Source organism: uncultured Tissierella sp., from assembly GCF_902479755.1.
Classification (GTDB): Bacteria; Bacillota; Clostridia; order Tissierellales; family Tissierellaceae; genus Tissierella; species Tissierella carlieri.
Genome location: NZ_CABSQO010000071.1, coordinates 1 through 9,863 on the forward strand (window position 1 = coordinate 1; position 9,863 = coordinate 9,863).

Annotated in this window: 6 protein-coding genes; all 6 read right to left on the bottom strand. The window is 32.5% G+C overall.

Annotation, left to right across the window (positions count from 1 at the left end; all coding sequences use genetic code 11):
- Positions 1-69: 69 nt before the first annotated feature.
- Positions 70-1,848: an aminopeptidase P family protein gene (locus RDK80_RS19510; RefSeq protein WP_308525254.1), complete on the bottom strand. Its 1,779-nt coding sequence runs from the start codon at positions 1,846-1,848 to the stop codon at positions 70-72.
- A 43-nt stretch (positions 1,849-1,891) separates the two neighbouring features.
- Positions 1,892-4,435 carry an immune inhibitor A domain-containing protein gene (locus tag RDK80_RS19515; protein ID WP_308525255.1) on the bottom strand — a complete coding sequence of 848 codons (2,544 nt, stop codon included), beginning with the start codon at positions 4,433-4,435 and terminating at the stop codon, positions 1,892-1,894.
- Positions 4,436-4,475: 40 nt separating this feature from the next.
- Positions 4,476-5,552 carry an ethanolamine utilization protein EutH gene (gene eutH, locus RDK80_RS19520; RefSeq protein WP_308525256.1) on the bottom strand — a complete coding sequence of 359 codons (1,077 nt, stop codon included), beginning with the start codon at positions 5,550-5,552 and terminating at the stop codon, positions 4,476-4,478.
- Between the two features lie 48 nt (positions 5,553-5,600).
- Positions 5,601-6,788, bottom strand: a complete 1,188-nt coding sequence (locus RDK80_RS19525; RefSeq protein ID WP_308525257.1) for an amidohydrolase family protein — start codon at positions 6,786-6,788, stop codon at positions 5,601-5,603.
- Complete coding sequence (locus tag RDK80_RS19530; protein ID WP_308525258.1) at positions 6,782-7,894, bottom strand: amidohydrolase family protein; 1,113 nt, start codon at positions 7,892-7,894, stop codon at positions 6,782-6,784. The genes RDK80_RS19525 and RDK80_RS19530 overlap by 7 nt, the downstream gene beginning before the upstream one ends.
- A gap of 127 nt (positions 7,895-8,021) precedes the next feature.
- Entirely contained in the window at positions 8,022-9,785 is a 1,764-nt protein-coding gene (locus RDK80_RS19535; RefSeq protein WP_308525259.1) for a peptide ABC transporter substrate-binding protein, read from the bottom strand.
- Between the last annotated feature and the right edge of the window lie 78 nt (positions 9,786-9,863).

The window sequence follows — 9,863 nt, forward strand, 5'->3', positions numbered from 1 at the left end:
CAACAAGCCGCATAATTAATATTATCCAAAAGTCCGGATTAAAGGGTTCAGATCAAATCCCTTGCTTTTTTATATACTTCTGGTTTCTTCCTTTAACCAAGCTCTTTCTTCATCATTTAAATAGGACGAAAGTTTATTAAACACATCTTTATGATATTCATTTAGCCATGTTCTTTCATTTTCAGTTAATAGTTCTACATCTATTCCCTCTAAATCTATTGGAACAAAGGATATTGTTTCAAATTTCATAAATTGACCTGAATCTGTTACGATGTCTTCTTGTATTACTGCCACATTTTCTATTCTTACTCCATGACTACCCTCTTTATATACACCTGGTTCTATAGTTACTATCATTCCTGCTTCAAGTACTACAGTATTTGCTACCATGGCAAAACCATGAGGTCCCTCATGTACATTAAGTAAAAATCCAACACCATGTCCAGTACCGCATTTATAGTCTATACCTTCCTGCCACAATGGATATCTTGCCAAGACATCGAGGCTATGACCTGTTGCACCATAAAGAAATCTAGCATTGCCCAAATTGATATGAGCTTTTAATGTTAAAGTGAAATCCCTTTTTTCTTCATCAGTTATAGGACCCATAACCATAGTTCTAGTAATGTCAGTTGTTCCATCATAGTACTGACCACCAGAATCAACTAAATATAATCCCTCTTTCTTTATCTCTGCATTAGAATTTTCACTAGCTGAATAATGCATCATAGCTGCATTTTCTTTATATGCTGAGATAGTACCAAAACTTGGTTCAATAAAGTCTTCTTGCTCTTTCCTAAATTCTAATAATTTATGCTGTGCTGACATTTCAGTAACTGGAATATTTCCTACATTCTTATCAAGCCAATGAAAGAATTTTACCAAAGCAACTCCATCTTTTAGATAAGCATTCTTTTGGTTTTCAATTTCTGTAGGGTTTTTGATTCCCTTGAGCTTTGTAGTTATATTAGTTTCACTAATTATTTTACATTCAGATGGAATAGATTTGTAAAGCCATCTGTTAATCTTATTTTTATCTAAAAATACCTTGGAATTCTTATCTATAGCTTTTACATAATCCGCCACTTCTTCATATTCTGCTACTTCCACTCCATTTTCATTTAGAAAGGTTTCTACTTCTGCATTTATCTTATCTTTATCTGTAAATAGATATGCCTTGTCCATTGAAATCAGTCCATAGGATATAATTACAGGATTATTTTCTACATCTTTACCTCTTATATTATAAAGCCAAGCTATATCATCTAGGCTGCCTAATAGGAAATAATCTACACCTCTGTTTTTCATCTCTGTCCTAACGTCTTCTATTTTTTCTCTGCCAGTTTTTCCAGTATATTTTATTTCATGTAAAAAAGCCTCTTCTTTGGAAAGCCTAGGTCTCTCTTCCCAAATCTCCCCTACTAGATCAAATTCATCAACAAACTTTATCTTTTTTTCTTTAAATTCTTTTTCTAAATTTTCGACAGAAGACTCTGAAAATGTTTTTCCGTCAAAACCTAAAGAATCTCCATCATTCAATTTCGCTTTTAACCATTCAGTATAAGTTGGAAATCCAGGGATCCTCATTTTAAATAATTTATATTCACTACCAGCTAATTGATTCTCAGCTTGAATGAAATATCTACCATCAGTCCAGAGAATTGCTTCTTCTTGAGTGATAACTACAGTACCAGCTGAACCTGTAAACCCTGATATCCATACTCTTCCTTTGTAGTAATCAGCTACATATTCAGATTGATGTGGATCAGCTGTATTTACGATATAGGCAGTAATTCCTCTATCCTTCATTAGCTCTCTCAGTTTATTTACTCTTTGATTAATTGTCATATTTAACCTCCTTGGAAATATCTTCCATTCATTTCTATTTTGCTTATTTTTTAATATGAATGTCTCCACTACTTAAATTCATTCCATAGCCTGAATGAACCTTTGAGTTATAAATAGCCCTTGTATTTTCTGCCTCGTCTTCTAATATAATGAAGTTTATTTGATAAGTTCCCTTATCAGCATTTTCTAAGAAATCAGTAGAACATTTATATACTCCATCTTCAAGTAAAAGTTCCTCTTTAATTTCTATAGATTTACTTTTATCACCTTTTTTAACATAGCTAATATATGCCTTTTCTCCTAAATCCTTATCTTTTCCTTTATTTTCTGCCTTGATTTCTATAGTATCATCTTTTATAGCTATATTTTTTACATTAAGTCCATCACTATAATTTGCTGGCTTATTTTGCAAATTGCTATTCAGAATATGGATTTTAGAAGAACTTCTATCACTGTTTTCTTCTGTAACAAGTATTTTTATTCCATATTCAGGTAATATCAATCCAGCCTGGTCGTTTACTGGATTTGTATAGTCCTTACTATCATCAAATTCTGGTACCATAAATGAATTTAAATCCTTAGTTACTGTACCTCCGCCCCAGTCATTATAGAAATAGTTTTCCTTTCTTAAGCTAAATGCAGCATCATGCATATTAAAGTCTACTCTAGGATCATCATAATATTTACCATCTTTATGATCATACCCAACTGGATTTTGATCTGCATCAACTATACCTGCAAAACACTCTCCTGGATGCTCTTTTACTTGTTGATCCGGTTTACCCCAAGAATCAATCCACATTTCATTTATATACCATATTAAAAGCCCTGGATCATAACTAATATCTGACCACATATAATATACATATCTTAATCCTTCATCTACTTTACCTTCTTCTGAATTTCTCCATTCTAATAGATAATAATGATTAGATTCTTTTATACCTGTAGATTTAGTAAATCCACCAATAATATCAAATTCTAGTTTCCCTTCAACATCATCTTTCAAGATTGTAATCCATTTTTCCTTTGAATCCTTAGATGATTTAGAATCTGATATTTTCTCAACACCTTCAATCAATATATCATCTATATAAATACCTTCTTCTGGAGTGTTGGTATCGCTCCAAAAATATATATTTAACTCTATCTTTTCCCCTGCATATTTGCTTAAATCAAATTTTGCATCAACCCATCCCTTTGAATCATCAGTTATTCCATGACCTGGGTTCCTTTCTAAACGTTCTTCTTCTGTTTCATTTTCCAGAATCCAATCATCAAATTTTGTAGTGGTAATATTACCTTCTAATGTTTCAAACTCTTCACTTTCTACTTTGTTAACTCTTACAGTTGCAAAGTCAAAGTAAGGGTCTATTTTATACCATGCTCTAAATTCGAGCTTTACTTTTTCATAATCAGTTAAATCAACAGTAGTTTTCATATAGTTCCTTGAATTGTTATCGTTACCACTAAAATATGCATATTGTCCACTAGTTGGCTTAGTTATAATGGTTTCTTTCCTTGGCAAATCTAGCCTAAATAAATCCGTCTTTCCATCGACTCTTTCGTGTGCTTGATGAAGCTCTAAATCTAGTCCATTCTTATCTATATTCAAAAAATCTTGCTTTTGATAATTAGCCCATTTTGGATTCTGTACATTTCTATTTTCAAAGCTTTTTTGTAAAAATTCTCTAGAATAAGCCCCATAGGAAATAGGCATAGTACCAGCTATATCCTTACCAGTATAGGAACCACCCATGATATCCCACCATTTAACTGGTGGATTACTTCCACTAGCTCCATATAAATCAGATAAGCCCAATATATGTCCATATTCATGGATTAACATATCAGAAGCTGAATCCTGTGATATTAAAACAAAATCATCAAATAGCCATTCCTTTCCCTTATGGTCCGTTACTTTTTCCATTTGCAAATTAGTTTGAGTATACCAGCTAAATCCAATTCTAAATGGCCAAATAGCACCTTCTTTTAAACTGCCTCCCCCCCATTCTTCTCCTACCCCAGGATGTACAACTATTATAGTATCTATAACCCCATCTGACTTTCCAAATTCGCCTGTTCCAGTCCTATCTTCAACATCAAAGTCAGATAAATCTATAGTTGAGTCTTTAGCCACCGCTTGTATAGCTTCTCTAACCAATAGCATAGCTTCATCTTGGTCAGTACCATTCTGATTTCTATCTGAGCCATAATAAGTGGCATTTTCTTTAGCAGTATAAGGTCCAACTACCTTACCATTCAAAGAATAATTACCTCCAGTTATTTCCTCATAATAACTTCTTGTAGTTATAAACTGCTGTCCTTCTTCTCCTATATAAGAATCTTTTCCAAACAACATCTCTTGTACAAATTCTTTAGTATATTCATCACCAGAAATACCTCTAAGTCTCCAATCTTCTTTCGTATCAATATCACTAAACTTATAGTCTTGATATTCCATCATAACAACTAAAGGCCTTGCTACAACTTGCTTTGAAGTATTTTTTGCTAAAACAGTAGGTGAAAATAGATTAAATATCATAAGTACAAATAATGCTATTGATAATAATCTTTGTTTTTTCATTAAACATGACCCCCTTATTAGTTTTAGATATAAAATAAGATTATATCTTACTCTTCTTAGGATCTTCTAATTTTATCAACAATGTAGCTATAAAAATAGCACTAATTCCTCCTATTAACTTACTGACTATAAACGGATTAATCGTCTCAGGTGAAACTGATGATATATATCCCAGCTGTCCCCCAAAAGTAAATGCACCAGATACAATAAAAGCAGCATTTAATACCTTTCCTTTTTCATTCATTTTATCATAAATTCCTAGCATTGGAATACAATTGGCCAGAGAAGTAAATATCCCTAATATAGAATATTGATCTAGTTCAAATTTTTTACCTATTTTAGATAGATATCGGTGCAACTTTCTTGATAAAAAATAAAACATTGGATAAGCCCCAGACAATATAATGCCAATTTTAATCACAAGTATAACCCCTTCCTCTAGAGGTATCATACCAGGAACTAATTCATATCCAAACATAAAGCTAATAATACTTATGATCAAACCAATGGTACTAATCCCTATTATAATCTTACCTATTATATTGAAGATTTTAACCATATTATTTGGAGATTTGAGTAATCCCAAAATTATTATAATCGAGAATATAAGAACAGGTATTAGATTAAAAACAATATCCATAAATCCTATATTCATCATAGCTCCGCCTACGATCATTCCAAGGGGCAAAGTAGTAATACCTGCTAAAATTCCTTTAGCAAAAAATTTAAAATCTTCCTTAGATACAAGTCCTACCGCAACTGGAATAGTAAATGAAATCGTAGCACCTAACATAGAAGCTAGTATAAGTCCATTAAGCTTACCGATAACTTCAGACTTTGCTATTTCAATACTCGTTGTATATCCCCCTAAATCTACAGCCAGAATACTACTGAGAAAAACTGAAGGATCAGCATTGATCAGATTGGCTAAAGGGTTTAGTATAAACATAAAGTATTTCGCTATAATTGGTGATAAGCTATAAATACCAATTATAGTTAAAGCCAATTCCCCCAAAGCTTTAAATCCCTCGTCAAACTTTTCTCCCAGTCCAAATCTATTATTTAGCATCTTGTCTATTCCCGCTATAATTGAAAAAGCAACTATTATATAAACCACTTCACACCTCTATTATATTAGATTCTTATGAAACTCCTAATTAATCTCCTATGTATTAGAAGAATATACAACTTTACCATCTATAATGGTTTTTATTAATTTTGCATTGGTATTGTATGCGGGTATTCCTTCAAATATCAGGATATCAGCATCCTTTCCTTCCTCTAAGGAACCCACTCTATTATCTATGCCTAATACCTTTGCAGCATTTATTGTTATCATTCTTAGAGCTCTTTCCACCTCCAATCCTTCTCTAACAGCTTCCCCAGCATGATGAATCAAGCTATCTATACTAATTATTGGAGCATCTGCAGTCAGAGCAGTTAATACACCTCTATTATCCAATTCAACTACACTTTCTATATCAACTATTCTGCCTTCTCCAAAGCTTTTAATAGAACCAATAGGTCCAAAAACTATTGAGCATTTAGACTCTACTATTTCCTCAATATAATCACTAGCTCCCCATGCATGATCAAGAGAAAATTCAAAACCAAGCTTCTTTGCCACTTCTATTGCAGTCATCATATCAAATTGAGTACAATGTATCTTCAATGGAAGTTCTTTCTTTAGCACTGGTATAATAGCCTCTAAATCCTTATCATATTTAGGCATTTCTTTCTTGTCCAATTCAGCCTCTTCCTTATGACTTAGATATTTCTCAGCTTTATTAAATAAATCCAATATTATACTAGGAATAGCCATTCTACTAGATGGCGTTTGATTTCTATCTCCATAAGTTCTCTTAGGATTTCCGCCTAAAGCAACTTTTAGAGCAACAGGGTTTTTAATCGTCATTTCAAATATATTATCACCATAGGTCTTAGAAGCAAAAACTAATCCACATATAACATTTCCACTACCTGGTGTAATTCCCAATGTAGTTATACCATTTTCATAAGCATATCGAAAATCTTGAAACTTGGGATCAATACCATATATTGCTTCCATACTAGCAGTTATATTGTTAGTCATCTCATTTAAATCATCAATGGCAGTTGCTTCACTAAAATTCATACCACCTATATGTGAATGACAATCTATAAATCCTGGAAGTACCACCATACCATCAGCATCAAATACTTCCACTTCCTTACGACTTGAAACAATATAATCTAACAATACTTCATTATGTTTATCAACCTTAAGAATTTTGCCATCATCAACGATTATATATCCTTTTTCTATTATTCTATCAGCCATTGTAAAAATTCTTGCATTTTTTATTACTAACAATGGAATCCCTCCTCACCATAAACAAGCTCACCATTAACTATTGTATTAGCAACTCTTGAATCATAGAATTCAATGGGATTCTTATTATATATGACTATGTCTGCAAATTTTCCCTCTTCAATACTTCCCAGTACATGATCTATACCTAGCATCTTAGCAGGATTTAATGTCATCATTTTGACAATGTCTTCCTTTTCAACTCCTGCTTTAAAAAACTCTATGGCATTCCAAAGGTATTTTACTTTACCCCCTGTCCCATAGGTACTGGTAAGTGTAAAACTTATTAAATTCCCTTCCTTTTGAAGTTCTGCAATCTTATATAAATCTGTTTCATTATATCTTCTCTCTGTAAGATATATTTGTTCTCCAACTATAATAGAAATCTTTGTATCTTTTATACTCTCAATGCATCTATCTGCTTGATAAGCACCTACAATAATAAGTTTTATACTTTCAAACTCTTTAATAAAATGGATAAGAGAATTTATCTCAGCTGATTTATTGGCCGTAATAAATAAAGGTAATCTGCCCTCTAAAATATCATCTACTATTTCCTTGTTGGATTCTGATCTATTATTTAAAAACTCTTCTAGCTTTGAAAACACTCCCATTCTTGTCATTGGGCATATATTTTTCTTACCATAGTAGTCTTTAACATTATTAACAATAGAGCCTTTCATACCAACAGGTTCTCTTATCAACATAGTACTTGAATTTTTGCCCCAAGTCCTATATGCAGCCATTTGACCTCCTATAATATTTGTATTTCCAGGGGATGCTCCTATAGTTGTTATACCTACTTTATATAGCTCCTCTAAATCAATTTCCCTATGGTTAAATGAATATTTTATTTTAGACTCTGGAGTTATAGGGTTTGAAGCTTCATTATGGTCCTTTATGCTAAAAGAAATATCCATACACCCAAAGCTGCTTACTGGATCAATAAATCCCGGAAAAACCTCCTTATCTCTTGCATCAATTATCTTTTTATTTTCTACTATAATGTTTTTACCTATCTCTTTTATAATTCCATTCTCTATTAAGATATCATGGTCATCTAAAACAATACCATTGCCTACATGAATATTTCCATTTTTAATAATCAAATTTCTTACTCCTCCTTATTTATGAGTAATTATTAGTGATTTAGAGCAAGACATAGTTTATAATTAGCCTATGTCTTGCTCCATTCAATTAAGGGGTTATTAACATTAATTAAATCCTAGTGGTTTTCTATCTCCCAGAGATATATACTTTAGTGTAGTCTACACCAGAAATTGAATTGAAATGGTAATTCTTCACATATTTAGCTGTAAAGAATGTTGATGAAGCTGTGTACGTAGGAACTATTACTGCTGTACCTACAAGAATCTTTTCTGCCTCTACAAATAACTCTGCTCTTTCTTGATTATCTGGAGAATTAGAAGCCTTTGCTAAGATTTCAGCAAACTTATCAGCATCTGGACCAGACCAGCCTGATTTATCACTATTGAAATATCCATTGACAGGTTCATATAATTCTAATAAACCATTAGGGTCATTGTAATATGGTCCCCAACCTGAAGTACAGATATCATAATCTCCAGCATGAACTCTATCCCACATAACATTCCACTCTATCATGTCAATTTTTATTTCAACACCTAGCTTTTCTTTCCACTGTTGTAATAACCATTCTGCAGATTTCTTAGAATATTCAGTTGTACCTCTTGTTACATAGCTAATATCCATCTTTGCTGGATCTGGATCAAAACCTTCTTCCTTAAGTCCCTCTATTAAAAGTGCCTTTGGATCTGGATATTGTTTCAAAAGCTCTTTTATTACTTCATTTTTACCATTTACTCTATCCCTGTATGGTATTTCTCCTACGTTAATAACTGATGGCATCATTGAATAAAGTGGCTCTGCTTTGCCATTTCTTAAATCTTGAACATATTTTTCTCTATCAAATGCCAATGAGAATGCTAATCTTATTTTTGGATTCTTGAAGTATTTATTGCTACAATTAAATCCAAAGAATTCAGGCGAATTTCCAGGAGTAAGAGTCATATCAAATCTTCCATCTGCACTAATAAGGTCTATCCATTCGGGATCTCCTGCCGCAACAACGTCAATATCTCCACTGATTAATGCTTGTGCAGCAGTAGGAGGGTCTTGAATAACTTTTCTTTCAATTTTTTGAAGCTTTACATCTGAAGCTCCCCAATAGTTATCGTTTTTAACAAAAGTTATTTGAACATTTGGATCCCAGCTTTCAAGTAAGAAAGGTCCATTCATTACAACTTTATCTATAGATGAGCCATATTCAGTTCCCCATTCTTCATATTTATCTTGTCTAACTGGTTTTGCACCTTCAAGTAAATCAAGGAAATATCCATAGGGTTTAACTAGTGTAAATTCAATTGTTTTATCATCAATTACTTTTACACCAATATCTTCTGGTTTCTTATTATATGCTGGGTCCTTGCCATCATTATAAAGTGATTCTGCAAAGTTTACAATTATTCCATCAAATAACCAAGCATTAGTAGAGCCTACTTCTGGTGTAGCCATTGTTCTAAATGTAAATAAGAAATCATTTGCAGTTACTGGTACACCATCATTCCATACAGCATCTTCTCTAATATTAAAAGTATAAACTGTTCCATCATCGCTAACTTTCCAATTCTTTGCAGCTGCTGGTTTCATTATTGTATTGCCATCTTCATCAGTCACTTCTGCAACTAAGGTTTCAATGATAAAATCATGAACACCATTATCAGGAGCTGTAGTGTTCAGCATTGGATTGAGACCTGTTATATCGCTTTTGTCGCTATATCTGAATACTTGCTCTTTATCCATTTGGACTGTATCCTCTTTATTATCTTTAGACTGTTCTGTATTCGTTATATCACCTGTACCTACTTGCACATCTTCCTTCTTTCCACATCCTGTTAATGTACCAAAGCATAATGCAAAAATAATAACTAAAATAACTACCTTCTTAAATTTTTTCATATTATCCTCCTTATTGATAATAACGTTTTGTAAACTTAAATGAAAATTGAGGACTCCAACCTCTGTATGGTACAATGT